Annotated in this window: 22 protein-coding genes; 11 read left to right on the top strand and 11 right to left on the bottom strand. The window is 69.8% G+C overall.

All coding sequences use genetic code 11. The features are described from left to right. Window positions 1–63: 63 nt before the first annotated feature. Window positions 64–2748, bottom strand: coding sequence for a transglycosylase domain-containing protein (locus tag ACF1AL_RS32770; protein ID WP_391702240.1), 2685 nt, complete (start codon window positions 2746–2748; stop codon window positions 64–66). Between the two features lie 384 nt (window positions 2749–3132). Here ACF1AL_RS32770 and ACF1AL_RS32765 point away from each other — a divergent pair, with 384 nt between their 5' ends. The 4 genes from ACF1AL_RS32765 to ACF1AL_RS32750 all read left to right on the top strand — a co-directional run bounded on the left by ACF1AL_RS32765 (window position 3133) and on the right by ACF1AL_RS32750 (window position 6931). Further along, window positions 3133–3810, top strand: coding sequence for a PadR family transcriptional regulator (locus tag ACF1AL_RS32765; protein ID WP_366835179.1), 678 nt, complete (start codon window positions 3133–3135; stop codon window positions 3808–3810). Between the two features lie 43 nt (window positions 3811–3853). Next, entirely contained in the window at window positions 3854–4936 is a 1083-nt protein-coding gene (locus ACF1AL_RS32760; protein WP_391702237.1) for an inositol-3-phosphate synthase, read from the top strand. Between the two features lie 87 nt (window positions 4937–5023). Beyond that, on the top strand, window positions 5024–6286 hold the full coding sequence (locus tag ACF1AL_RS32755) for an MFS transporter (RefSeq protein WP_391828411.1): 1263 nt from the start codon (window positions 5024–5026) through the stop codon (window positions 6284–6286). Window positions 6287–6403: 117 nt separating this feature from the next. Then, entirely contained in the window at window positions 6404–6931 is a 528-nt protein-coding gene (locus ACF1AL_RS32750; RefSeq protein ID WP_366835182.1) for a hypothetical protein, read from the top strand. Window positions 6932–7045: 114 nt separating this feature from the next. On the opposite strand, the gene ACF1AL_RS32745 is transcribed toward ACF1AL_RS32750, so the two are convergent. Beyond that, a complete protein-coding gene (locus tag ACF1AL_RS32745) occupies window positions 7046–8512 on the bottom strand; it encodes a CCA tRNA nucleotidyltransferase (RefSeq protein ID WP_391828409.1) in 1467 nt (488 codons plus the stop codon). Window positions 8513–8809: 297 nt separating this feature from the next. Between ACF1AL_RS32745 and ACF1AL_RS32740 the strand changes: the two genes are divergently transcribed. The 7 genes from ACF1AL_RS32740 (at window position 8810) to trxA (ending at window position 18649) form a co-directional block, all read left to right on the top strand. Beyond that, a complete protein-coding gene (locus ACF1AL_RS32740; protein ID WP_391828407.1) occupies window positions 8810–11218 on the top strand; it encodes a DUF6049 family protein in 2409 nt (802 codons plus the stop codon). Between the two features lie 44 nt (window positions 11219–11262). Then, window positions 11263–13596 carry a murein biosynthesis integral membrane protein MurJ gene (gene murJ, locus ACF1AL_RS32735; RefSeq protein ID WP_391828405.1) on the top strand — a complete coding sequence of 778 codons (2334 nt, stop codon included), beginning with the start codon at window positions 11263–11265 and terminating at the stop codon, window positions 13594–13596. A 136-nt stretch (window positions 13597–13732) separates the two neighbouring features. Beyond that, the gene (locus tag ACF1AL_RS32730; protein ID WP_391828402.1) at window positions 13733–15427 is read left to right on the top strand and encodes a protein kinase family protein; all 1695 of its coding nucleotides are present in this window, start codon (window positions 13733–13735) and stop codon (window positions 15425–15427) included. Between the two features lie 21 nt (window positions 15428–15448). Next, window positions 15449–16174, top strand: coding sequence for an RNA polymerase sigma factor SigM (gene sigM, locus ACF1AL_RS32725; protein ID WP_391828400.1), 726 nt, complete (start codon window positions 15449–15451; stop codon window positions 16172–16174). Beyond that, window positions 16171–17181, top strand: coding sequence for an anti-sigma factor family protein (locus ACF1AL_RS32720; protein WP_391828398.1), 1011 nt, complete (start codon window positions 16171–16173; stop codon window positions 17179–17181). Before sigM ends, ACF1AL_RS32720 begins: the two co-directional genes overlap by 4 nt. 126 nt (window positions 17182–17307) lie before the next feature. After that, entirely contained in the window at window positions 17308–18279 is a 972-nt protein-coding gene (gene trxB / locus ACF1AL_RS32715; RefSeq protein ID WP_384201305.1) for a thioredoxin-disulfide reductase, read from the top strand. Window positions 18280–18322: 43 nt separating this feature from the next. Further along, the gene (gene trxA / locus ACF1AL_RS32710) at window positions 18323–18649 is read left to right on the top strand and encodes a thioredoxin (protein ID WP_384201308.1); all 327 of its coding nucleotides are present in this window, start codon (window positions 18323–18325) and stop codon (window positions 18647–18649) included. Between the two features lie 66 nt (window positions 18650–18715). On the opposite strand, the gene ACF1AL_RS32705 is transcribed toward trxA, so the two are convergent. The 9 genes from ACF1AL_RS32705 to rpmH all read right to left on the bottom strand — a co-directional run bounded on the left by ACF1AL_RS32705 (window position 18716) and on the right by rpmH (window position 25669). Further along, on the bottom strand, window positions 18716–19333 hold the full coding sequence (locus tag ACF1AL_RS32705) for a GNAT family N-acetyltransferase (RefSeq protein WP_391658754.1): 618 nt from the start codon (window positions 19331–19333) through the stop codon (window positions 18716–18718). 314 nt (window positions 19334–19647) lie between these two features. Continuing rightward, complete coding sequence (locus tag ACF1AL_RS32700; protein WP_391778154.1) at window positions 19648–20742, bottom strand: ParB/RepB/Spo0J family partition protein; 1095 nt, start codon at window positions 20740–20742, stop codon at window positions 19648–19650. Beyond that, a complete protein-coding gene (locus tag ACF1AL_RS32695; protein ID WP_366835430.1) occupies window positions 20739–21812 on the bottom strand; it encodes an AAA family ATPase in 1074 nt (357 codons plus the stop codon). The genes ACF1AL_RS32700 and ACF1AL_RS32695 overlap by 4 nt, the downstream gene beginning before the upstream one ends. A 320-nt stretch (window positions 21813–22132) precedes the next feature. After that, the gene (gene rsmG / locus ACF1AL_RS32690) at window positions 22133–22849 is read right to left on the bottom strand and encodes a 16S rRNA (guanine(527)-N(7))-methyltransferase RsmG (protein WP_366835194.1); all 717 of its coding nucleotides are present in this window, start codon (window positions 22847–22849) and stop codon (window positions 22133–22135) included. Window positions 22850–22967: 118 nt separating this feature from the next. Beyond that, window positions 22968–23480, bottom strand: coding sequence for a R3H domain-containing nucleic acid-binding protein (locus ACF1AL_RS32685; protein WP_366835195.1), 513 nt, complete (start codon window positions 23478–23480; stop codon window positions 22968–22970). Window positions 23481–23495: 15 nt separating this feature from the next. Next, the gene (gene yidC, locus ACF1AL_RS32680) at window positions 23496–24785 is read right to left on the bottom strand and encodes a membrane protein insertase YidC (protein WP_366835196.1); all 1290 of its coding nucleotides are present in this window, start codon (window positions 24783–24785) and stop codon (window positions 23496–23498) included. A gap of 3 nt (window positions 24786–24788) precedes the next feature. Then, the gene (gene yidD, locus ACF1AL_RS32675; RefSeq protein ID WP_366835197.1) at window positions 24789–25142 is read right to left on the bottom strand and encodes a membrane protein insertion efficiency factor YidD; all 354 of its coding nucleotides are present in this window, start codon (window positions 25140–25142) and stop codon (window positions 24789–24791) included. Beyond that, window positions 25139–25510, bottom strand: coding sequence for a ribonuclease P protein component (gene rnpA, locus ACF1AL_RS32670; protein ID WP_366835198.1), 372 nt, complete (start codon window positions 25508–25510; stop codon window positions 25139–25141). The genes yidD and rnpA overlap by 4 nt, the downstream gene beginning before the upstream one ends. Window positions 25511–25531: 21 nt before the next feature. Next, a complete protein-coding gene (gene rpmH / locus ACF1AL_RS32665) occupies window positions 25532–25669 on the bottom strand; it encodes a 50S ribosomal protein L34 (protein WP_003956500.1) in 138 nt (45 codons plus the stop codon). Window positions 25670–25742: the final 73 nt, after the last annotated feature.

Below are 25742 nucleotides of genomic sequence, written 5' to 3'. Positions count from 1 at the left end.
CCCGTGTTTCACGTGAAACGTCTGGATGTTTCACGTGAAACGCCCGCTTCGGGTGTGCGGCGGCTATCCGGCCGGGCCTCCGAAGAGTCCTCCGCCACCGTTCTGGTTGCCCCGGGTGTTGCCACTGGTGTCGGTCGGGGACGGCGAGGAGCTCACGCCGCCGTTCGTGCCGCCGGTGTCGGTGCCACCCGTGGTGGTGCCTCCGGACTGGTCGCAGGTCCAGTCCCAGGGCTTGCACTTACCGCTGGGTGTCGGCGACGGGCTGGTCTGCGACTGGCTCGGCGAGGGCGTCGGCGAGGGGCTCTCCTCCTCCGATTCGGTCGCCGAAGGAGTGGGCGTCGGCGAGGGCTGCTCGTTGACGACCTCACCGATCGGCTCCGGCGTCGGGAACGGCTCGGCCGGCGTGCCCTTCAGCGCCTCCGCCATGTAGTCGTGCCAGATCTGCGCCGGGAACGAGGCACCGTGGATCTTCTTCTGTCCACCGGTGCCGAACATCTTCAGGAAGGTGCGGTTCTTGTTCGACGCGTCGTCGTCGTAGCGGAACATGGTGATCGCCGTGGACAGCTGCGGGGTGTAGCCCACGAACCAGGCGGACTTGTTGCCGTCGGTGGTACCCGTCTTACCGGCCACCTGCCGGCCCGGGAGCTTGGCGGCCGTACCCGTGCCCTTGTCCACCACGGTCTTCAGCACATCGGTGACGTTGTCGGCGACCTTCGCGGTGAAGGCCTGCTTGGTCACGGTCTTGTGCTCGTAGGTGACGCCGTCCTTGCTCACGACCTTGTCGACGGAGTACGGGTCGCGCTGCTTGCCGCTGGCCGCGAAGGTGGCGTAGGCGCCGGCCATACGGATGGCGCTGGGGTCGGAGATACCGATCGAGAAGGACGGATAGTTGGTGCCCGCGAGGCTGCTCTCCAGCAGGCCCGCGTCGACGGCCGCCTCCTTGACCTTGTCCAGTCCGACGTCCATGCCCAGCTGGACGAAGGCAGAGTTCACGGACTCCCGCATGGCCTCGCGCAGGTCGATCATGTACTTGGGCGGGTTGCCGTACGACTGGTCGCCGTCATTGGTCTGCAGCCACTCCTCGCCCTTCTCGTTCGTCCAGACGTTGCCCTGGTAGTCCTTGATCTTCAGCTTGTTCTTGCCGCTGTACAGGCTCTTGGGCGAGACGATGGTGCGCTCGTCCTGCGCCTGGTCCGGACCGAGCTTGGCATCGCGCACGCCCCACTTCATGGCGGCCGCGAGCACGAACGGCTTGAACGTCGAACCGACCTGGGCGCCGGTGGCGTCGGCGTTGTTGGTGAAGTGCTTGGTGGCGTCCTCACCCCCGTAGATCGCCTTGATGGCTCCGGTGGTCGGATCCACGGACGCCCCGCCGAACTGGACGTGGGTGTCGTACTGCGGGCGCAGCTTCGGCTTGATGTTGGCCTTCTGCACCGCGGTGACCGAGGCCTCGAGCGCCTGGATCTTCTTCTTGTCGAAGGTGGTGTAGATCGACAGGCCGCCCTCGCGCAGCTTCTGCTGGGTCACATGGGTCTCGTTCTGGTGCGTCACCAGGTAGCTGTTCGCGAGGTCGACGAGGTACCCGATCTGGCCGCTGAGCCGGGTGTTCGAGCGAGGGTTCTGGACCTTGGGGAGGGTCCGGTACCTGTTCCGCTCCTGAGCGTCCAGATGGCCGTACTCGACCATCTTGTTCAGCGTGTCCTGCATCTGGCGCTCGGCACGCACGGCGTTGGCCTCGGCTGTTGCCGCCGGGTCGATCGAGGTCGCCCCGGCCGGGTCGTAGTAGGTGGCGCCCTTGAGCATCGCGGCCAGGAACGCGCACTCGCCGGGGTTCAGGTCCACGGCGTCCTTGTTGAAGTAGGCCCGTGCGGCCGCCTGGATGCCGTAGGCGTTGCGCCCGTAGTACGCGGAGTTCAGGTAGCCGGCCATGATGTCGTCCTTGTCGACGGTGGCGCCCACCTTGATCGCGACGAAGATCTCCTTGAACTTCCGGGAGATCGTCTGCGACTGGTCGTTGAGCATCGCGTTCTTGACGTACTGCTGGGTGATCGTCGAGCCACCCTGCGTCTCCCCGCCCCGGGCCATGTTCAGCACGGCGCGGGCGATGCCCTTGGGGTCGATGCCGCTGTCGGTGTAGAACGTCTTGTTCTCCTGCGAGATCACCGCGAACTGCATCGCCTTGGGGATCTGCGCGAGGTTGATGATCTGCCGGTTGGTCTCACCGCCGGTGGCGACCATCTGGGAGCCGTCGGCCCAGTAGTAGACGTTGTTCTGCGCGGTGGCGGTGTCGGCCACGTTGGGCACGCTCACCATGGCGTACCCGATGCCCGCCACGGCCACCAGGCTGCCGAGGAAACCGATGAACATGCCGGTGACCAGCTTCCAGGACGGCACCCAGCGGTGCCAGCCGTACCGGCCCGCGCGCGGGTAGTCGATGATCCGCTTGCGGCCGGGGTCGACCGCGCGCCCCCGGCCGGCGGGCGCCGCCCGGCGCCCGCCCCGGGCCGGATCGGCCGCTCTGCGGCGGCCACCACCCCTCTGTGCCGCTCTGCGGGCCTCGGCGCGGCCGCCGTAGGGCCGCTCCTCACCTCCCGCCCCGTAGGGATCCGCCCCGTACGCGTCGGACGGAGACCCGGTGGCGCCTCGCGGTGCCGCACGGCGGCCGGAGGACGAACCGGACTGACCGCGTCGGCCCGCGGCACGTCCGCCTCCCTGCGGCTGTGGCGGTTTGCGACGGTGCTCGCTCATCGAACGATTACTCCTAGGGCAGGCGCACCCGTGCGCGCCTGGAAACGGCGGCTGGTTTCCGGTCCCCCCGAAGTACGGATGTGGTCGGTTCCGCATTCACCCGTACTGCACCAGGGACGACGACGCCCCCAGGCGTCACTCGGTTCCCGGTGGTCTGCATGGCGCACAGACTACGCACCGTCAAAACGCGTCGAGTGCTGAAGTTCCCCCCAAATCAGGCAACTCAGTTGTGACGAATCAGTGATGTGATCCCGTTCACCATCGCTCCTCTTGTCGCACTCGCAGGGCCGTTCTATCGTCGTGATGTATCGAGTCGATACATCAGCTCGACATAAAGACCGTCACGGCACCCGCTCCGCGGGTCGCGGCAGAGAGGAGGCGACGATGAGCCGGCGTTCCGGGATCCTCGAGTTCGCCGTACTCGGCCTGCTCCGCGAATCTCCGATGCACGGCTATGAGCTGCGCAAACGACTCAATACGTCATTGGGTGTGTTCCGTGCGTTCAGTTACGGGACGCTCTACCCCTGCCTCAAGACGCTGGTCGCCAACGGCTGGTTGATCGAGGAGGCCGGGAGCGGCGCCGAGGACGCCGTGGCCGCTCCGCTCGCGGGGCGCCGCGCCAAAATCGTCTACCGGCTCACCGCGGAAGGTAAGGAGCACTTCGAGGAGCTCCTGTCGCAGACGGGCCCCGACGCGTACGAGGACGAGACCTTCGCCGCTCGTTTCGCCTTCTTCGGGCAGACCTCGCGCGACGTCCGCATGCGCGTCCTCGAAGGACGCCGCAGCCGGCTGGAGGAGCGGCTGGAGAAGATGCGCGCCTCGCTGGCGCGCACCCGGGAACGCCTCGACGACTACACCCTCGAGCTCCAGCGCCACGGGATGGAGTCCGTGGAGCGCGAAGTGCGCTGGCTGAACGAGCTCATCGAGAGCGAGCGGGCCGGACGGGACATCCGCTCCGCCGGGGGGACCGCTCAGCAGGACACCACATCTGGAGCGTCGGGCGGCCTGCCCCGTCCCGGGGACACCCCGCGGACGGATACGCCCGACGACACCGCCACGTGAGCGCCCACCAGGGCCTCACTCGTACACACAGGGAGCAACCGGAATGGGTTCGGTTCGCGTAGCCATCGTCGGCGTGGGCAACTGCGCCGCCTCGCTGGTGCAGGGAGTCGAGTACTACAAGGACGCCGACCCGGCGGCCAAGGTGCCGGGCCTGATGCACGTCCAGTTCGGCGACTACCACGTCAAGGACGTCGAGTTCGTCGCCGCCTTCGACGTAGACGCCAAGAAGGTCGGCCTCGACCTCGCGGACGCCATCGGCGCGTCCGAGAACAACACCATCAAGATCTGCGACGTGCCCACCACCGGTGTGACGGTCCAGCGCGGCCACACCCTCGACGGCCTCGGCAAGTACTACCGGGCCACCATCGAGGAGTCCGCCGAGGAGCCCGTCGACGTCGTCCAGGTCCTCAAGGATAAGCAGGTCGACGTCCTGGTCTGCTACCTGCCCGTCGGCTCCGAGGACGCGGCGAAGTTCTACGCCCAGTGCGCCATCGACGCCAAGGTGGCCTTCGTCAACGCCCTCCCGGTCTTCATCGCCGGCACCAAGGAGTGGGCGGACAAGTTCACCGAGGCCGGTGTGCCGATCGTCGGTGACGACATCAAGTCCCAGGTCGGCGCCACCATCACGCACCGCGTCATGGCGAAGCTGTTCGAGGACCGCGGTGTCATCCTGGACCGCACCATGCAGCTGAACGTCGGCGGCAACATGGACTTCAAGAACATGCTCGAGCGCGAGCGCCTGGAGTCCAAGAAGATCTCCAAGACGCAGGCCGTCACCTCCCAGATCCCCGACCGGGACCTCGGCGAGAAGAACGTCCACATCGGCCCGTCCGACTACGTCGCCTGGCTCGACGACCGCAAGTGGGCCTACGTCCGCCTCGAGGGCCGCGCCTTCGGTGACGTCCCGCTGAACCTGGAGTACAAGCTCGAGGTCTGGGACTCCCCGAACTCCGCCGGTGTCATCATCGACGCCCTGCGCGCCGCGAAGATCGCCAAGGACCGCGGCATCGGCGGCCCGATCCTGTCGGCGTCCTCGTACTTCATGAAGTCCCCGCCGGTGCAGTACTTCGACGACGAGGCCCGTGAGAACGTGGAGAAGTTCATCCGCGGCGAGGTCGAGCGCTGACCCAGGCGCCGATAGCTCCTGCCAGGGCCGGAAGGGTCCCTGGGGCACTGTGCCCCAGGGACCCTTCCGTGTGTGAGGCTGTGCCGCATGGCCGTCGTCCGTGATCTTCGCGTTCTGCTCCGCTTCGGGAACTTCCGGCGGCTGCTCGCGGTCCGGCTGCTCTCCCAGGGAGCGGACGGGGTCTACCAGGTCGGCCTCGCCACCTATGTCGTCTTCTCCCCGGAGAAGCAGACCTCGCCCGCCGCGATCGCCTCCGCGATGGCGATCCTGCTGCTGCCGTACTCCCTGGTGGGTCCCTTCGCCGGCGTCCTGCTGGACCGCTGGCGCCGCCGTCAGGTCTTCGTGTACGGCAACCTGCTGCGCGCCCTGATGGCCGCGGTGACGGCGCTGCTGATGGTCGCTCACGTCCCGGACTGGCTGTTCTACGTCTCCGCCCTGTGTGTCACCGCCGTCAACCGGTTCGTGCTCGCGGGCCTGTCCGCCGCCCTGCCGCGCGTGGTCGACGCCGAGCGGCTGGTGATGGCCAACTCCCTGTCCCCGACCGCGGGCACGCTCGCGGCGACCGCGGGCGGCGGCCTGGCCTTCGTGGTCCGCCTGGCCGGTGCCGACTCCGACGCCGCGGTGGTCCTGCTGGGCGCCGCCCTGTATCTGTGTGCCGCGCTCGCCTCGCTGCGCCTGTCGGTGGCGCTGCTCGGCCCCGAACGCGCCCTGGTGCGACCGCGGCTGGCGAGGGCGGTGCGGGGCACCGCACGAGGGCTGGTCGCGGGGGCGCGCCATCTCGCGGCGCCCGAGCGGCGGGCAGCGGCCCGTGCGCTGGCCGCCGTGACGCTGATGCGGTTCTGCTACGGCGCCCTGACCGTCACGGTGCTGATGCTGTGCCGGTACGCGTGGACGTCCGACTCCGACCGGGGGCTGGCGCTGCTGGGGCTGGCGGTCGGCGTCTCCGGTGCCGGCTTCTTCGCGGCGGCCGTCGTGACGCCGTCGGCCGTGGGGTTGCTCGGGCCGCTGCGCTGGATCGTGGTGTGCGCGGCCTGCGCGGCGGTGCTGGTGCCGGTGCTGGGGCTGACGTTCGCCCAAGGGCCGGTGCTGGTCGCCGCGTTCGTCCTGGGACTCGTCACCCAGGCGGCGAAGATCGCCACGGACACCGTGGTGCAGTCCACGGTCGACGACGCCTTCCGCGGACGGATCTTCTCCCTCTACGACGTGCTGTTCAACATGGCGTTCGTGGGCGCCGCCGGGGTGGCCGCGCTGATGCTGCCGCCGGACGGCCGCTCCGTCCTGCTGGTGGTCACCGTGGCCCTGGTCTATGGGGCGGTTGCCCTGGCTATGACCCGTTTTGATCGCCGGTAAGTGTCACATCAAAGCCACAGAGTGGGCTCGGGAGAGCAAAGTGCGGCTGGGGACCCAGTAATTTACCTGGGTCTTATCTCGCGCTCTGCGCACCCACGTTCTAGGGGGACCCCCAAAGTGACCACTCCGCCGCCCCACGGCCAGAACCCGTACGCCCAGACGCCTCCTCCGCCCGTGGGCCAGCAGCCCGGTCAGCCCGGCGTCCCGCCGCAGGGCGCCCCCTACGCCCCGTTCCCGCAGCAGGCCGGCCCGGCCGGCCCCGGCGCCCCGGTCCCGCCGCCGGCTCCGCTCCCCCCGGCGAAGAAGGGCGGCAAGAAGGCCCTGCGCATCATCGGCGGTGTGCTCGTGGCCATCCTGATCGCCCTGGTGAAGTTCGGCGCGTTCGCCGGCCTCGGCTGGTTCACCAGCCGGGACGACGCGGAGACCACGTCGGTCGGCTCCTGCATGCACAACAAGGGCACCAACAGCGACCCCGACCTCGAAGAGGTCGACTGCTCCTCCGCGGACGCCCAGTACAAGGTCGTCCAGAAGCACAACTTCTCCAGCGACACCAGCAAGTGCACCGACCCCTCCGCCCCGATCGCCTACTGGCAGTCCGGCGGTGGCCACGATGTCGTGCTCTGCATGTCCGAGGTCAAGAAGTAAGACAGCAGATACGCGAAGGGGCGGTGTTTCACGTGAAACACCGCCCCTTCGTACTGCCCGGACTCGGGTGCGCAGGGCCATGTTTCACGTGAAACATGGCCCTGCTGCATAGGCTCAGGTCTGTTCGGCCCACCACTCCTTCAGGGTGGACACCGCCTGGTCGTGTTCCATCGGGCCATGCTCCAGGCGCATTTCCAGCATGTGCTTGTAGGCCTGGCCGACCACCGGGCCGGGGCCGACGCCCAGGATCTCCATGATCTGGTTGCCGTCGAGGTCCGGGCGGATCGCGTCCAGCTCCTCCTGCTCCTGCAGCTGGGCGATGCGCTCCTCCAGGCCGTCGTAGGCGCGGGACAGGGCGGCCGCCTTGCGCTTGTTGCGGGTGGTGCAGTCGGAACGCGTCAGCTTGTGGAGGCGGCTCAGCAGCGGGCCCGCGTCACGGACGTAACGGCGGACCGCGGAGTCCGTCCACTCGCCCGTGCCGTAGCCGTGGAAGCGCAGGTGCAGCTCGACCAGCCGGGAGACGTCCTTCACCAGCTCGTTGGAGTACTTCAGCGCGGTGAGCCGCTTCTTGGTCATCTTCGCGCCGACCACCTCGTGGTGGTGGAAGGAGACCCGGCCGTCCTTCTCGAAGCGGCGCGTCCTCGGCTTGCCGATGTCGTGCAGCAGGGCCGCCAGCCGGAGCGTCAGGTCGGGCCCGTCCTCCTCCAGGGCGATCGCCTGCTCCAGCACGATCAGCGTGTGCTCGTAGACGTCCTTGTGCCGGTGGTGCTCGTCGCTCTCCAGCCGCAGCGCCGGCAGCTCGGGCAGGACCCGCTCGGCGATCCCGGTGTCGACGAGCAGGGTCAGGCCCTTGCGCGGGTGGTCGGAGAGGATCAGCTTGTTCAGCTCGCCCTGCACCCGCTCCGCCGAGACGATGTCGATCCGGCCCGCCATCTCCGTCATCGCCGTGACGACCTCGGGGGCGACCTCGAAGTCGAGCTGGGCGGCGAACCGCGCGGCCCGCATCATGCGCAGCGGATCGTCGGAGAACGACGCCTCCGGCGTGCCCGGGGTGCGCAGCACCCGCGCGGCCAGATCCTCCAGCCCGCCGTGCGGGTCGATGAACTCCTTCTCCGGCAGCGCGACGGCCATCGCGTTCACCGTGAAGTCACGGCGGACCAGATCCTCCTCGATGGAGTCGCCGTAGGACACCTCCGGCTTGCGGGAGGTGCGGTCGTAGGCCTCGGAGCGGTAGGTGGTGATCTCGACCTGGAAGATCCAGTCGGTGTCGCCGACCCGGGCGGCCTTCTGGGCGCCGACCGTGCCGAACGCGATCCCGACGTCCCAGACGGCGTCGGCCCAGGGCCGCACGATCTTCAGGACGTCCTCGGGCCGGGCGTCGGTCGTGAAGTCCAGATCGTTGCCGAGCCGGCCGAGCAGCGCGTCCCGCACCGAGCCGCCGACCAGGGCGAGGGAGAACCCGGCCTGCTGGAAACGGCGGGCGAGGTCGTCGGCGACGGGGGCCACCCGCAGCAGTTCGCTCACCGCGCGCTGCTGCGCCTGGCTCAGGGCAGTGGGAGTGTCTTCGTTGGCGTTCGGCACAACAGAAAAGGGTACGTGCACCCGCGGACCGCGCAGGGCCGCGCTCCACTTCCCCGAACGCCCCACCGGCCCGGTGGGCGCCGCTTCCCTCCCCTCGGCACCATCTTTCGCCTTTGGGCGGCACTCCTCTTTATGGGGATCCATGCTTATAGGGATCCATGTCGGGATCCGTACCGCCCGTGCGCCGCCTCGCGATCTTGTGACGCAGACCGCGGCACTTCCACTCAGCGCGCATCGTTACCATGCGTGGACGCACATTCCGACGACCACTGACGACGACGAGGGACGGGCGAGCGCGTGGCCGACGCGGCAGACATCCAGGGGACGAGTCCCTCACCTGCCCGCCGCTGGTTGCGGCGCACCGCCGCCCTGCTCACGGGAGTGCCCCTGCTCGCGGGGGTGCTGCAGCTGCCCGCGTCCGCCCAGGCCGCACCCGCGTCCGTCCAGACGGCACCGCAGAAGGCCTCCGGCTCGCGCACGGTGTCCGTGGCGGTCGACTCCCTCACTCCGAGCGTCCCCTCCGAGGGCGACACCCTGACCGTCTCCGGCACCGTGACGAACAACGGCCGGCAGGCGGTCACCGACGCCCACGTGGGCCTCCGGGTGGGGCCGAAGCTGTCCACCCGCTCCGACATCGAGGCATCCGCCGAGCGGAACGCCTACACGCCGGGCGCGGACGGCTCGGAGCTCGGCGGCAGCTACGTCGCGAAGTTCCCCAAGCTCACGCCCGGCGTCGCCGAGCACTTCAGCATCTCCGTCCCGGTGGACAAGCTGGACCTCGGGGACGACGGCGTCTACCAGCTCGGGGTCTCCCTGTCCGGTCAGACCGCCGCGCAGCAGTGGGACCAGGTGCTCGGCATCCAGCGGACCTTCCTGCCCTGGCAGCCCGACGACGCGGACCCCAAGACCCGGACGACCGTCCTGTGGCCGTTGATGTCGTCGGTGCGGATGACGGCGGAGACCAGCCCCGGCGAGCAGCAAACGCCGGTCTTCGTCAACGACGACCTGGCCAAGGAGATCGCCCCGGGCGGCCGTCTGGAACAGATGGTGTCGCTGGGCAAGGGCCTCGACGTGGCGTGGGTGATCGACCCCGACCTCCTGGCGTCCGTGGACGCCATGGCGGGCAGCTACCGGGTCCGTGACGGGGACACCACCGTCCCGGGCCGCAACCAGGCCGTCGCCAAGCAGTTCCTCGCCGAGCTGCAGCAGGCGGTGGCGGGCAAGGAGGTCGTCGCCCTGCCCTTCGGCGACCCCGACCTGGCGTCCCTCGCCCACAACGGCACCAGCGTGACCGGCTCCCTGAGCCAGCTGAAGGCGGCCACCGACGTCGCGGCCACCACGGTGCAGACCGTGCTGCACGTCACGCCGACCACCGACTTCGCCTGGCCCGTGGCCGGGGCCGTCGACCCGTCGATCGTGAAGGTCGCCACCTCGGCCGGCGCCGACAAGGTCATCGCGCGCAGCGACAGCTGGCGGGAGACGGGCGGGCTGCCCTACACGCCGTCCGCGGCCCGCCCGATCGGCGGCGGCACCACGGCGGTCGTGGCCGACGCCCGGCTGTCCACGGTGTTCCAGGGCGATCTGACGACGGCCTCCGCCTCCACGCTCGCGGTGCAGCGATTCCTCGCGCAGAGCCTGGCGCTGAACCAGCAGTCCGACAAGGAGCGCAGCATCGTCGTCGCCCCGCAGCGCATGCCGACGGCGAGCCAGGCGCAGGCGATGGCCGAGGCCGTGGCCGCGCTCCAGGGCAGCACCTGGTCGCAGCCGCAGCCGCTGGCGGCGGCCGCCAAGGCCAAGCCCGACCCGGACGCCACCACGACCATCCCGTCGGCGTCCGCGTACCCCTCCTCGCTGCGCCGGCAGGAGCTGCCCCGCTCGGCCTTCGCGCAGATCGCGGCCACACAGGACAAGCTCGACAACTTCCAGGTGATCCTCACCGACCCGTCCCGGGTCGTGACCCCCTTCGGGCGGGCCATGAACCGTGAGATGGCCACGTCGTGGCGCGGCCGCGGCAAGGAGGCGCGCGCCTTCCGCCAGAGCGTGGAGCACTACCTCGACACGCTCGCCCACCAGGTCAAGCTGATCGACAAGTCCGACACCAAGCTCTCCGGGCGCAGCGCCACCATCCCCGTCAGCGTGCAGAACAACCTGCTGCAGGGCGCCGAGCACCTGGTCCTGCGGCTCACCTCGACCAACCCCACCCGCCTCAAGATCGGCGGCGGCGCCTTCGACGAACAACCGATCACGGTCTCGGGCGGACACAGCCAGACGGTGAAGTTCACCACGTCGGCGAACGTCAACGGCCAGACCACGGTGATCGCCCAGCTGTTCACGGAGGACGGCCGCAAGTACGGTGCCCCCGTGTCCTTCGACGTGAAGGTCACCGAGATCACCGCGACCGTGATGCTGGTCATCGGCGGTGGCGTGCTGCTGCTCGTGCTGGCCGGCTTCCGGATGTACACCCAGCGCAAGCGGGCCGCGGCTCGGGCCGCCCAGGGCTCCGGCGCGGCGGACGGCCCCGGCCCGGGTGACGAGCCGGGTGAGAACGGCGCCGCGCGGGAGAACCCGGAGGCCCCCCAGGACCGTCTCACGCAAGAGTCGGCCACCCATGCGGGGGCAGACGGTACGCAGCCGAGTGACCCGACACCGGACACCGCAGCGGAAAACCCGGACCCGTCCGGGACGGGTGAGAGAGTGGACCGTTGAGGATGTCGTGGCCGGTGGGCCCGGGACGATGAGGTGGGGTAACCATGAACGCGCCGTACGACGGTGACCGCGGTCAGGCCGTGGGCGGCTCGGGCCACCCCGAGGGCCCACCGCCCGAGGACGGCCAGGCACCGCCGCAGCACCCCGCGGACATGTACCTCCAGGACGCCTACGACCAGGACCCCTACCGCGGGCAGGACCTCTCCGCCCAGGACCCGGTCGCCGAGGCGCTCTACGACCGTGCCGCGCACCCGCCGCCCCCGCCGGGCACCTTCCCGCCGCCGCAGCAGCTGTACGCGCAGCCGCCGCAGTCGCCGTACGCCCCGGACCCGCGGGTGTGGGCGCAGACACCGGCGCCGGAGCCGGACGGCCCCACCCAGTACCTGCCCTACGGCGACGACCCGCGCACCACCCAGTACGTGGGCGTGGACGACCTGGTCAGCCAGGCCGGTGAGGAGCGCCACGAGCCGGACGCCTTCGCCCACCTCTTCCGCGACCAGCAGCAGAGCGTCGGCCACCCCTCCTACGAGCAGCAGCAGCCGTCCGTCCCCGGCCCGGCACCCGCGCCCGGAACCGGTCAGGAGCCCACGGCCCCGCACCAGGCACCGCCGGCGCGCAGCGCCGAGCAGACGCTGTACCTGGGGCAGACTCCCGCCGCGCAGCCGGTCGCCGGCGACGCCGCCGCCGACGTGGTGACCGACGTGGAGCCCCCCGCGGCCGAAGCCGCCGTGCCCGCTGCGACGAAGGGCGGCCGGGCCGCCGGACTGCTGAAGTCGAGCGCCGTGATGGCGGCGGGCACGCTGGTGTCCCGCCTCACCGGCTTCATCCGCTCCGCGCTGATCGTCTCCGCCCTCGGCGTCGGCCTGCTCGGCGACACCTTCCAGGTCGCCTACCAGCTGCCGACGATGATCTACATCCTGACCGTCGGCGGCGGACTGAACTCCGTGTTCGTGCCGCAGCTGGTGCGCGCGATGAAGGAGGACGAGGACGGCGGCGAGGCCTACGCCAACCGGCTCCTCACGCTCGTCATGGTGGCGCTGGGCCTGCTGACGGTGGCAGCGATCTTCGCGGCGCCGCTGCTGATCCGGGTGCTGTCCGACTCGGTGGCCAGCGACCCCGCGGCGAACTCCGTCGGCGTCACCTTCGTGCAGTACTTCCTGCCCTCGATCTTCTTCATGGGCATCCACGTCGTGATGGGCCAGATCCTCAACGCGCGCGGCAAGTTCGGCGCGATGATGTGGACGCCGGTCCTGAACAACATCGTCATCATCGTGACGCTGGGCATGTTCATCTGGGTCTACGGCACCGCCGCGGACTCCGGCATGAAGGTCACCAGCATCCCGCCGGAAGGCCAGCGCCTGCTCGGCATCGGTGTCCTGCTCGGCCTGGTCGTGCAGGCCCTGGCGATGATCCCGTACCTGCGCGAGACCGGCTTCCGGCTGCGGCCGCGCTTCGACTGGCGCGGCCACGGCCTGGGCAAGGCCGTCACCCTCGCCAAGTGGACCTTCCTGTTCGTCCTCGCCAACCAGGCCGGCGCCCTGGTCGTATCCCAGCTGTCCACCTCGGCCGGCAAGGCCTCGCCCGTCGACGGCACCGGCTTCTCGGCCTACGCCAACGCCCAGCTGATCTGGGGTCTGCCGCAGGCCATCATCACCGTGTCGCTGATGGCCGCGCTGCTGCCGCGCATCTCCCGCTCGGCTGCCGAGGACGACACCGGCGCCGTCCGGGACGACATCTCGCAGGGCCTGCGCACCACGGCCGTCGCGATCGTGCCCATCGCCTTCGGCTTCCTCGCCCTCGGCATCCCGATGTGCACGCTGATCTTCGGCTCCTCGGGCACCAGCGAGGCCACCAACATGGGCTACATGCTGATGGCCTTCGGCCTCGGCCTGATCCCGTATTCGGTGCAGTACGTCGTCCTGCGCGCTTTCTACGCCTACGAGGACACCCGCACCCCCTTCTACAACACCGTCATCGTGGCCGCGGTCAACGCCGGCGCCTCGGCGCTGTGCTACTTCCTGCTGCCGGCCCGCTGGGCGGTGGTCGGCATGTCCGCCGCCTACGGCCTGGCCTACGCCATCGGCGTCGGTGTCGCCTGGGCACGGCTGCGCAAGCGCCTCGGCGGCGACCTGGACGGCGCGCGCGTGCTGCGCACCTACGCGCGGCTGTGCATCGCCTCCGTCCCGGCCGCCGCGCTCAGCGGCGCCGCCTGCTACGGCATCGGCCACACGCTCGGCCAGGGCGTGGCGGGTTCCTTCGCCGCCCTGCTGGCCGGCGGTGCGGTCCTGCTCGGCGTCTTCTACGTCGCCGCCCGCCGGATGCGCATCGAGGAACTGAACTCGCTCGTCGGTATGGTGCGCGGACGACTGGGCCGCTGAGAGGGGGTAGGCGCACAACCAACGGCCGCCCCCGTGTGTCGTGCATAGCGGCGGACTGTGGGCACAATTGGTTTCGGCGTCGGACGGCGCGCTCGTCGTCGTACGGCGCGCACAGGATGGGGAGGCAGGAACGACGGTGGCGGAACGGAGTACGGCTGCCGTCGACGTGGCAGACAACAGCGGCGACGAGTCGCTGACCGCACAGGCGGACCAGTCCACGGCCGACGGGGTGGCCCAGAACCGGGAGCGGGACACGGACATCGACGAGGCACAGGGGAGTGGCGGGACGGCGGAACGTCCCGGGAAGGCCTCACCGCCCGAGCTGCACAGCGGTCACAAGCTGGCCAGACGCTACCGGCTCGAGGAATGCGTCACCCGTCTGGACGGATTCAGCAGCTGGCGTGCGGTCGACGAGAAACTGCGCCGCGCCGTCGGCATCCATGTCCTGCCGGCCGACCACGCCCGGGCCCGGTCCGTGCTGGCCGCGGCCCGTTCGTCCGCCCTGCTGGGCGACCCCCGCTTCGTGCAGGTACTGGACGCCGTCGAGGAGAACGACCTCGTCTACGTCGTCCACGAATGGCTTCCCGACGCCACCGAACTGACCACGCTGCTGTCCGCCGGCCCGCTGGAGCCGCACGACGCCTACCAGATGGTCAGCCAGATCGCCGCCGCCATGGCCGCCGCCCACCGCGAAGGCCTCGCCCATCTGCGCCTGAACCCCAACGCCGTCCTGCGCACCTCCACCGGCCAGTGGCGCATCCGCGGTCTGGCCGTCAACGCCGCGCTGCGCGGCATCAGCTCCGACACCCCTCAGCGCACCGACACCGAGGCGATCGGCGCCCTGCTGTACGCGGCGCTCACCCAGCGCTGGCCGTACGAGAACGATGCCTACGGCCTGTCCGGGCTGCCCAAGGACCTCGGCCTGATCCCGCCGGACCAGGTCCGCGCCGGCGTGCATCGCGGTCTGTCCGAGCTCGCCATGCGGGCCCTCGCCAACGACGGCGCCACCGCCTCCCGCCACGAGGCGCCCTGCACCACGCCCGAGGAACTGGTCAAGGCGATCGGGGAGATGCCCCGGATCCGCCCGCCGGAGCCGGCGTTCACCGCGCCGCCCGAGTACCAGCGCACGACGTACCAGCAGGGCAGCTACGGCCGCCCCTCGGCGCACCCCGGTGCCACCCAGCCGGTGCCCACCCCGCCGCCCCCGCTGCAGAGCCGCACCGGCAAGGCGCTGAAGTGGGCGGTGTCCGCCCTGCTGATCGCCGCCCTGGGCCTCGGCAGCTGGCAGCTCGCGGACGCCCTCATGGACCGCGGCGGCACGTCGGACCAGACCGACCAGACACAGACCACGGACGGCAACGGCAAGGACCAGAAGAAGCCGGCCAACCTGCCGATCCGCATCGCCGACGCCCACGACTTCGACCCGTTCGGAGACGGCTCGGAGAAGCCGGCCGACGTGGCCAAGACCTACGACGGCAGTACGGAGACGTACTGGCAGACGGACTTCTACAAGGGCGCCACCTTCGGCAACCTCAAGCCGGGTCTCGGAGTCATCCTCGATCTCGGCAAGGTGCAGGACGTCGGCAAGGTGACCGTCACCTTCATGGGCACCACCTCGGTGGAGCTGCGGGCCGCCTCCGCCGACGCCGGGTCGCAGCCCACGTCCTTCGCGGCCTACTCGAAGGTCGCCGAGGGTTCCGGAACCACCGTGGACCTGAGGCCGTCCTCCACCGTCAAGTCCCGCTACCTCCTGGTCTGGCTCACCAAGCTGCCGCTCACCGAGGAGGGCACCTACCGTGGCCGTGTGGCGGACATCAAAGTGACCAGCTGACAGCACACGGGAGGGGGTCGGATGGCGGAGGGCAGCGGATACGACGGCGTGAGCGATCAGGATCTGCTCGCCCGCCATGTGGACGGAGACCCCGACGCCTTCGGCGAGCTCGTGCGGCGGCACCGTGACCGGCTGTGGGCGGTGGCGCTGCGCACGCTCGGGGACCGCGAAGAGGCCGCCGACGCGGTGCAGGACGCCCTCGTGTCCGCCTACCGGGCCGCCCACACCTTCCGCGGTCAGTCCGCCGTCACCACCTGGCTGCACCGGATCACGGTGAACGCCTGCCTCGACCGCGCCCGCAAGGCCGCCTCCCGCAAGACCTCGCCGGTCGACGACACCGAGCGCCTGGAGCAGCTGCTGGAGCCGCACGAGTCGGCCGCGGCGCCCGCCGAGCGCAACGACCTCCACCGTCAGCTCCTGGAGGCGCTCGGCACCCTGCCGGCCGACCAGCGGGCCGCCCTGGTGCTGGTGGACATGCAGGGGTACCCCGTCGCCGAAGCCGCCCGCATCCTCGACGTCCCTACGGGCACGGTGAAGAGCCGGTGCGCCCGGGGCAGGGCCAGACTGGTTCCGCTGCTCACCCATCTGCGGCCGGAAAGTACCGCCGACAGCGGAAAACCGGGCACGGGACGGAACCGGGTGCAGGGGACATCCGTCCCAACGGCAGCGGAACCCGACGACCCGGGTTCCGCTGCGACAGGACCGAACGACTCAGCTGCGGTGAAGGGCGGAGGTGGGCGAGCGTGACATCCACGACGGACAGGGCCGGGCACCCGGATGTCGCCGAGATCTCCGACCTCGCCGAGGGGCTGCTCCCTCCGCCCCGCACCGCGGACGTACGGCGGCATCTGGAGTCCTGCGAGCTGTGCGCGGACGTCTACGCGTCGCTGGAGGAGATCCGCGGACTGCTCGGCACGCTGCCTGGCCCGCCGCGGATGCCGGCCGATGTCGCGGGACGCATCGACGCCGCCCTCGCGGCCGAGGCCCTGCTGAGCGCCACGAGCGCCCCCGACGCAGACTCTGCCCCTGCCCCTGCCCCTGCCCCTGCCCCTGCCCCTGCCCCTGCCCCTGCCCCTGCCCCTGCCCCTGACGAGCACGCACCCGAGCCGGTGGTCTCCGCAAGCAGCCCCTCGGACAGCTCACCGCGCGACGAAGACGCACATGTTTCACGTGAAACGGCGCCCGCCCCGAACCGCCCCGCCGGGCATGCCCGCGGTGCCGCCACCGGCCCCGGCCGCAAGCAGCGCCCGCGCCGCAGCCGCCGTACGGTCGGGATCATCAGTGCCGCCTGTGCGGCCGCGGCCGTCGGCCTCGGTGCTCTCCTGGTCTCCTCGCTGACCGGCGGCACCTCCGGCACGACGGCGCAGCACCCGTCCACCGCCGCGGACACCTTCTCCGAGGCCAAGCTGCCCCAGCAGGTCGACCGGCTGCTCGCCCAGCAGCAGAAGTCCGGCGAGGGCTCCCGGACGCCGCACAGCTTCGGCGTGGACTCCCAGACCGGCACCGACCGGCCCCGGGTGTTCCGCTCCCAGCCCACCGTCCCGCCCTGCGTCCGGCAGGGCCTCGGCCGCGACGACGCGGCCCTGGCCACCGAGAACGGCACCTTCCAGGGCAAGGACGCCGTCCTCGTCCTCCTGCCCGACGCCACCGACGCCCGCCGGGTCGACGCCTACGTCATGGACGCCACCTGCGTCGCACAGCCCTCGTCCGGCACGGCCAAGGTGCTGCTGAAGAACTCGTACACGCGTCCCTGAGACTGCGCGGCCGTGTGCCCGGGTACGGCGGGAATGCACGCCCCTTAGGATCCGTTGGGTGGGGTGAGAGTTCCGCAACGGGCTCCACCGGCCGAACGACGCAGTCCAGAGACGAGGAATCAAGCCGTGAGCGACGTCCGTAACGTGATCATCATCGGCTCCGGGCCCGCCGGCTACACGGCGGCGCTGTACACCGCGCGCGCGTCGCTGAAGCCCCTGGTGTTTGAGGGCGCCGTCACCGCGGGCGGTGCGCTGATGAACACCACCGAGGTGGAGAACTTCCCGGGCTTCCGCGACGGCATCATGGGCCCCGAGCTCATGGACAACATGCGCGCCCAGGCCGAGCGCTTCGGCGCCGAGCTGATCCCGGACGACGTCGTCTCCGTCGACCTGACCGGCGAGATCAAGACCGTCACCGACACCGCGGGCACGGTCCACAAGGCCAAGGCCGTCATCGTCACCACCGGCTCCCAGCACCGCAAGCTGGGTCTGCCGAACGAGGACGCGCTGTCCGGCCGCGGTGTGTCCTGGTGCGCCACCTGTGATGGCTTCTTCTTCAAGGACCAGGACATCGCCGTCATCGGTGGTGGCGACACCGCGATGGAAGAGGCCACGTTCCTCTCGCGGTTCGCCAAGTCCGTGACCATCGTCCACCGCCGTGACACCCTGCGTGCCTCCAAGGCGATGCAGGAGCGTGCCTTCGCCGACCCGAAGATCAAGTTCGTCTGGGACAGCGAGGTGGCCGAGATCCAGGGCGACCAGAAGCTGTCCGGTCTGAAGCTGCGCAACGTCAAGACCGGCGAACTCTCCGACCTGCCGGTGACCGGCCTGTTCATCGCGATCGGCCACGACCCGCGCACCGAGCTGTTCAAGGGCCAGCTGGACCTGGACGAGGAGGGTTACCTGAAGGTCGCCTCCCCCTCCACCCGGACGAACCTCACCGGTGTCTTCGGCGCCGGTGACGTGGTCGACCACACCTACCGTCAGGCGATCACCGCGGCCGGCACCGGCTGCTCCGCCGCCCTGGACGCCGAGCGCTTCCTCGCCGCTCTCGCGGACAACGAGCAGCAGGCCGAGCCCGAGAAGACCTCTGTCTGATCCCCCTTCCGCCCCACGCACCAACCGATAAGGAGAGCCCGCCGTGGCCGACCTGAAGAACGTGACCGACGACTCCTTCGAGCAGGACGTCCTCAAGAGCGACAAGCCCGTGCTGGTGGACTTCTGGGCCGCCTGGTGCGGTCCGTGCCGCCAGATCGCCCCGTCCCTGGAGGCGATCGCGGCCGAGTACGGCGAGAAGATCGAGGTCGTCAAGCTCAACATCGACGAGAACCCGGGTACGGCCGCCAAGTACGGCGTCATGTCCATCCCGACGCTGAACGTCTACCAGAACGGCGAGGTCGCCAAGACCATCGTCGGCGCCAAGCCGAAGGCCGCGATCGTGCGCGACCTCGAGGACTTCATCGGCTGACGTTTCACGTGAAACATCGAGGGGCCGGTCCACACGGACCGGCCCCTTTCCCATGCCCTTGAGGGATCACAGCGGCCGGAGCGCCGGCTCCTTCTGGACCGCGCCCAGCAGCCGGTCCAGCGCCAGTTCCACGTCTTCCTTCCACGACAGCGTGGAGCGCAGCTCAAGCCGCATCCGCGGATGCGCGGGATGCTGGCGGACCGTCTTGAAGCCGACGGCCAGCAGATGGTCGGCGGGCAGCAGACAGGCCGGCTCCTTCCAGCGGGCGTCGCCGAACGCCTCGATGGCCTTGAACCCACGGCGCAGCAGATCCTTCGCCACCGTCTGGACCATCACCCGGCCCAGCCCCTGTCCCTGGTACCCCGGCAGGATGTAACCGGTGATCAGCTGGACGGCGTCCGGTGAGACGGGGCTGGTGGGAAACGCGGCCGAGCGGGGGACGTACGCGGGCGGCGCGTAGAGCACATAGCCCACGGGGTGATCGTCGACATAGACGACACGACCGCACGACCCCCAGTCCAGCAGGACAGCGGAGATCCAGGCTTCCTTCTCCAGGTCCGCCGTCCCGGCCTTTACCGCTGCTTCGCCGCTGACGGGGTCGAGCTCCCAGAAGACACACGAACGGCAGCGCTTGGGAAGGTCCTGAAGGTTGTCCAGCGTGAGCGGTATGAGCCGACGCCCCATGAAGGCTGATCCTCGCTTCCTTCGCCCGCCGCGCCGCGGGCGGCCGTCAGAGCATTCCGTTCCCTGAGCAGACTGCCGACGAAGCCGCCGACGGCGCCCAGGCCCAGTCCCGCGCTCAGCAGTCCGGTCCGGCTCATCGTTCGCACGGCTCCCCGCCTCCGCTCAACGGTGCTTGCCAGGTGGATGCGCCATACCCCAACGCATCGTATCCACGATGCGATTCCCTCGATACCGGCAGAAAGCAAAGAGCGGGCCGCGTTCCGGTACACACCGGACACGGCCCGCTCCCGGCAGGACGCTCAGGCGCAGGGCGCTCAGGCCTCGGATTCCTCCGCGTCGCCGTCCTGGAGGCTCCTCTGCAGAACGGGGCCCTCGCCCGGGGCCAGCGTGCCGAGGATCCGCTCGAGATCCTCCACCGAGGCGAACTCGACAGTGATCTTGCCCTTCTTCTGGCCCAGGTCGACCTTCACCCGCGTCTCGAAGCGGTCCGACAGCCGGGTCGCCAGCTCGGACAGCGCCGGGGAGAGCCGGCCGCCCGCCCGCGGGCCCTTGGCGCGCTGTGGCTTCTGCGGCCGCGACCCCATCAGGGTCACGATCTCCTCCACGGACCGCACCGAGAGGCCCTCGGCGACGATCCGGTGCGCAAGCCGGTCCTGCTCCTCGGAGTCCTCCACACCGAGCAGCGCCCGGGCATGCCCGGCGGAGAGCACACCGGCCGCCACCAGGTTCTGGACCTTGGGCGAGAGCTTCAGCAACCGCAGCGTGTTGGAGACCTGCGGGCGGGACCGGCCGATGCGGTCCGCCAGCTGGTCGTGGGTGCAGTTGAAGTCCTTCAGCAGCTGGTCGTAGGCGGCGGCCTCTTCCAGCGGGTTCAGCTGCGCCCGGTGCAGGTTCTCCAGCAGGGCGTCCAGGAGGAGCTTCTCGTCCTCCGTGGCCCGCACGATCGCCGGGATGGCCTCCAGACCCGCCTTGCGACAGGCCCGCCAGCGGCGCTCGCCCATGATGAGTTCGTACTGGGCCGTGCCCACCTGCCGGACGACGACCGGCTGGAGCAGGCCGACCTCCTTGATGGAGGTCACCAGCTCCTCCAGCGCGTCCTCGTCGAAGACGGTGCGCGGCTGCTGCGGGTTCGGCCTGATGGAGTCGAGGGGGATCTCCGCGAAGTGGGCTCCCATGGGAGCCGCCGGAGTCTCCACCACCTCGACCGCCGGTTCGGTTTCACGTGAAACAGGCGGGAGCGTGGCTACCTTGGCCGCGGCCACGCCACGGTCGCTCGCCAGCAGCGGGACCGCCGCGGGAGAGGTCGACGCCGTGCCTCCCACGGCCGTAGCGGCCGGCGTCTTCTCGGTCGGGGCAGCAGGGATCAGCGCGCCGAGTCCTCGGCCCAGCCCCCTTCGTCGCTCGCTCACTGAATCCCCTCCACCATGTTCGGGTTGCTCTGGGCGCCGATGTGGGCGTGCGCAGCCTCGTAGCTGACGCCGACGCCCTTCAGCGCGATCTCTCGTGCCGCCTCAAGATAGGACAGCGCACCGCTCGACCCTGGATCGTAGGTCAGAACCGTCTGCCCATAGCTCGGTGCCTCGGAGATACGGACCGAGCGAGGAATGCTCGTCCGCAGCACCTCGTCACCGAAGTGGGTGCGCACCTCTTCGGCGACCTGGGACGCCAGGCGCGTCCGGCCGTCGTACATGGTGAGCAGGATGGTCGACACATGCAGGACGGGGTTGAGGTGCCCCCGTACCAGGTCGACGTTGCGCAGCAGTTGTCCCAGGCCCTCCAGCGCGTAGTACTCGCACTGGATCGGGATCAGGACCTCCTGGCCCGCGACGAGAGCGTTGACCGTCAGCAGGCCGAGCGAGGGCGGGCAGTCGATGAGGATGTAGTCCAGCGGCTGCTCATAGGCCTGGATGGCCCGCTGGAGCCGGCTCTCCCGCGCCACCAGGGACACCAACTCGATTTCCGCACCGGCGAGATCGATGGTGGCGGGGGCGCAGAAGAGGCCCTCGACATCGGGGACCGGCTGCACGACCTCGGCGAGCGGCCTGCTGTCGACCAACACGTCGTAGATGGACGGAACTTCCGCGTGGTGGTCGATGCCCAGCGCGGTGGACGCGTTGCCCTGCGGATCGAGGTCGATCACCAGCACCCGGCCGCCGTGCAGAGCCAGCGAGGCGGCGAGGTTCACGGTCGTCGTCGTCTTGCCGACGCCGCCCTTCTGGTTGGCGACCACGATCACACGGGTCTGCTCCGGTCGCGGCAGACCTTCGCCGGCGCGGCCCAAAGCCTCCACCGCCAGTTGGGCAGCACGACCGATCGGAGTGTCGTCCATGGGAGGCGGTGTTTCACGTGAAACATCCTCCCCCAGCGACTCAGTACGGGGACCGGGGACCGGATCGGTCATCGGTCCCGCGATGTTGGCGTCGGACCGCAAGGATTCACTCTCCTCGACTTCAGGCTCGCAATGAACAGAGCCTCGCATGTCTTCGGGGTCGTGAACCAGTGAGGTCTGGTCTTCTGTGGAGAAATCCACCTCTGTGGACAACTCCGTGCCCCTCATGGGGGACTCGGTCTCCTCGACAGATGCCTCATCGAGGGAACCGAGCGGCTTACGGTCGCGGGGTTCGGCCGCAGCGCGGCCCCGACTGATGATGCCGTGCAGCAGTGAGCGACGTTTCACGTGAAACACGATGCACAGCGCCGCAGGCCGAACTGTCGCGACACTCCGTCACACGGAGGCGGGGCAGCTTGTGTGGAGTACGCCCCGCCGCCGCAGACGCATACCCCCGCCGCCCCACACGATCAGCGCCGCCGACGGGCCCGACCCGTCCGCGCCGCCTTCGCCCGCTTGGCGGCGAACCGCACACCCCCAGGGCTCTCGCCAACCTCGACGCGCACCACGGTCGACAGGGGATCCACCACGCCCTCGCCGACATGCAGGATCGACGTCTCCACGGCGCCCAGCTTGCTCAGGGCGGTGGCCGCGCTCTTCAGCTCCTCCTCCGCGGTGTCGCCCTTGAGCGCGAGCATCTCGCCGTAGGGCCGCAGCAGCGGGATGCCCCAGGTGGCCAGCCGGTCCAGCGGCGCGACCGCACGGGCCGTGACCACATGGACGGGCGGCAGCTTGCCCATGACCTCCTCGGCGCGGCCGCGCACGACGGTGACATGGTCCAGCCCGAGCAGCTCCACGACCTCGGTGAGGAAATTCGTGCGCCGCAGCAGCGGCTCCAGCAGCGTGATCTTGATGTCCTCCCGGACCAGCGCCAGCGGGATGCCGGGCAGGCCGGCACCGGAGCCGACATCGCACACGGTCACCCCTTCGGGGACGACCTCCGAGAGCACCGCGCAGTTCAGCAGGTGCCGCTCCCACAGGCGCGGCACCTCACGCGGACCGATGAGCCCGCGCTGCACACCGGCCTCGGCCAGGAGCTCGGCGTACCGGACCGCATCCGTGAAGCGATCACCGAACACATCGCGCGCCTGATCGGGCGCAGGGGGGAGCTCCGCTGCCTCCGTCACGGGGACCGTCCTTCCGTACCGCATCAGCGCCCTCGGCGCCGACCACCAGAACTACAGGCTGACAAAGTTCGGCCCCGTCTGCGCATCAGACGGGGCCGGGGTGACGTACGTACCGACGTCAGTTGGGCAGGACGACGACGAAGCGCTGCGGCTCCTCGCCCTCGGACTCGCTGCGCAGGCCCGCGGCCTTCACCGCGTCGTGGACGACCTTCCGCTCGAACGGGGTCATCGGCTTGAGCCGCTTGGCCTCACCGCTGCTCTTGACCTCGGCGGCGGCCTGGGCGCCCAGCTCGGACAGCTCAGAGCGCTTCTTCGCCCGGAAGCCGGCGATGTCCAGCATCAGCCGGCTGCGGTCACCGGTCTCCCGGTGCACGGCCAGCCGCGTGAGCTCCTGCAGCGCCTCGAGCACCTCGCCGTCCCGGCCGACCAGCTTCTGCAGGTCACGGCTGCCCGTGTCGCTGATGATCGACACGGAGGCCCGGTCGCCCTCGACGTCCATGTCGATGTCGCCGTCGAGGTCGGCGATGTCCAGCAGACCCTCAAGGTAGTCCGCCGCGATCTCGCCCTCCTGCTCCAGGCGGGTCAGGGTGTCTGCACCGTCGGCAGCGGCGGAGGTGGTGCCTTCCGTCACGGGATGGGCTCCTTCTTACTTCTTGGACGGGGACTTGGGCCGCTGCGGCCCCTTGCGCTGGCCGGACTGAGCCTTGCTGCGGGCGCTGGAGCCCGGCTTGGAGGCGGCCGGCTTGGCGGCGCCGGCGGGCTTGGTGTCCTCCGGCTCGTCGGACTTGCTCAGCGACGGACCGGTGGACGACGGCTCGCCGGCCGCCTTGGCCGTGCCCGACTGACGCTGGGACTTGGACTGCCGCTTGGGCTGCTGGCGCTTGGGCTGGGCAGCGGCGGTCGTCGTGGGCGTGCCGTCCTCGGTCTGGGTGACGGCCTGGCTCTCGCTGCTGCGGATCACCGAGCCGTCCGCCTGGGCGGCCAGACCGACCTTGTTGAGGCCGTTGATGAACTTCCGCTCGAACTCGTTGCGGTCACGGCCCTTGGCGACGATGGCCTTGACGATGGCCTTCTCGCTGCGGCGGCGGACCTTGCCGTGGTGCGTGACGTGCTTGTACAGGCGCTCGAGGTAGGCGGCCTGAGCCTTGGAGCCCGGGGTCGGGTTGTTGTGGATGACGTACATCTGCTGGCCCATGGTCCACACGTTGGTGGTCAGCCAGTAGACGAGGACACCGACGGGGAAGTTGATGCCGAAGACGGCGAACATGACCGGGAAGACGTACATCAGCATCTTCTGCTGCTGCATGAACGGCGTCTTCACCGTGGTGTCGACGTTCTTCGTCATCAGCTGTCGCTGCGTGTAGAACTGCGAGAACGACATCAGGACGATCATGACCGCGGTCACGACCCGGACGTCGGTCAGTGAGGCGCCGAGCGCCGCGACCTTCGCCTCGCTGTCCATGAACTTCGCCGCGAGCGGGGCGCCGAAGATGTGCGCCTGACGGGCACTGGCGAGCAGCGGCTCGTTGATGACGCCGATCGTCTTGCCCGTCGCGATGCCGTTGAGCACGTGGTACAGGGCGAAGAAGAACGGCGACTGGGCCAGGATGGGAAGGCACGAGGAGAGCGGGTTGGTACCCGTCTCCTTGTACAGCTTCATCATCTCTTCCGACTGGCGCTGCCGGTCGTTCTTGTAGCGCTCCTGGATCTTCTTCATCTCCGGCTGGAGCGTCTGCATCGCGCGCGTCGCCTTGATCTGCTTCACGAAGAGCGGGATCAGGCAGATGCGGATGAGGATCACCAGGGACACGATGGACAGGCCCCAGGCCCACCCGGTGTCAGGTCCGAAGATCGCCCCGTACACCTTGTGGAACTGGACGATGACCCAGGAGACGGGCCAGGTGATAAAGCTGAAGAGGCTGGCAATCGTGTCCACTAATCATGCTCCTTGGGCATGGGACGAGGTCTCTGCGGCCGGGCTCGAAGGGATCTCCCCGTCGGTGGCCGGTTCGGCGGCGGAGGGCCCGCCCCTGCGTGCACGCCAGGCGTCACGCAGCATTTCGTGCCACCGCGGGCGCTTGCGCGGCGGAACATGGTCCACACCACCCGGCGACCACGGATTGCACCGCAGAATGCGCCAGGCCGTGAGTGCTGTTCCCTTGATCGCACCGTGCCGGTCGATCGCCGTGTAGCCATAGTGGGAGCACGACGGGTAGTACCTGCACACGGGCCCCAGCAGCGGACTGATCGTCCACTGGTAGATCTTGATCAGGGCCAGCAGTGGGTACTTCATCGCGCGCCCCCTCCCAGCAGCCGCTGCAGGGCGGCATCCAGGTCTCGGGCCAGCTGTGTGTGGTCGGCGTCGCCCGCACCGGGCAACGCTCGTACGACTACCAGGCTACCGGGGGGCAGCTGGGTGACCCGGTCGCGCATCAGATGGCGAAGCCTGCGCTTCACCGTGTTGCGCACGACCGCACCGCCGATGGCCTTGCTCACGACGAAACCCGCACGCGGAGGGGGAGCGCTCTCCCCAGGCGCGTGCGGGTCCGTGGCACCGCTGCGAAAATGGACGACGAGGAGCGGGCGGGCTGCCCGACGACCTCGTCGTACCGCGGTCGCGAAGTCCTCGCGCCGCCTCAGCCGGTTCTCGGTGGGCAGCACGACGTCATGACCTGATCGGGATCAGGCGGACAGGCGGGCGCGACCCTTGCTGCGGCGGGACGCGAGGATCGCGCGGCCGGCACGGGTGCGCATACGCAGCCGGAAGCCGTGGGTCTTCGCGCGACGACGGTTGTTCGGCTGGAAGGTGCGCTTGCTCACTCGGGGGCTCCAGAAAGAAATCGGGGTTGGCGGGGTGCCGTCCTGGCTGTCACCGTGCGCCCACGAGTAGCTC

The sequence above is a fragment of the Streptomyces sp. NPDC014801 genome (assembly GCF_043082085.1).
GTDB lineage: Bacteria > Actinomycetota > Actinomycetes > Streptomycetales > Streptomycetaceae > Streptomyces.
Note: the sequence above shows the minus strand (reverse complement) of the source record. Positions and strands in the feature narration are given on the sequence as shown.